The sequence below is a fragment of the Pedococcus sp. P1_H8 genome, assembly GCF_056405175.1.
On the sequence record NZ_JBFUCP010000190.1, the window covers coordinates 1 to 475 of the forward strand.

A 475-nucleotide genomic window follows, 5' to 3' on the forward strand; every position below is an offset into this window, starting at 1 on the left:
CTCCGCTGCCTGTGCGCCTTTTTGGTGACTGGGGCCACCGGAAAGGCGCACGGGCGGCGCAGCCGCCTACCCTTGAGGCGTCGAATCATCCGTAGGAGGCATACCAGTGCAGGTCACGAGCGTCGGACACGCCGGATTCCACATCCAGACCGAGGCGGGATCGATCCTCTGCGACCCGTGGGTGAACCCCGCCTACTTCGCGTCGTGGTTCCCCTTCCCCGACAACACGGGGCTGGACTGGGACGCCCTCGGCAATGTCGACTACCTGTACGTCTCGCACCTGCACAAGGACCACTTCGACCCCGAGACGCTGAGCAAGCACGTCAACAAGGACGCGACGGTGCTGCTGCCGGACTACCCGGTGCCGGACCTCAAGCGCGAGCTCGAGAAGCTCGGCTTCCACAAGTTCTTCGAGACCGCGGACTCCGTCAAGCACACCGTCACCGGGCCCAAGGGCGACCTGGACGTCATGATC

The 475-nt window shown here is 65.1% G+C and carries 1 protein-coding gene; it reads left to right on the plus strand.

What is annotated here, in order from left to right:
* Positions 1 to 106: 106 nt before the first annotated feature.
* Positions 107 to 475, plus strand: a 369-nt coding sequence (locus AC1DYG_RS19530; protein ID WP_477641511.1) for an MBL fold metallo-hydrolase, incomplete at its 3' end; no start/stop codon positions are given.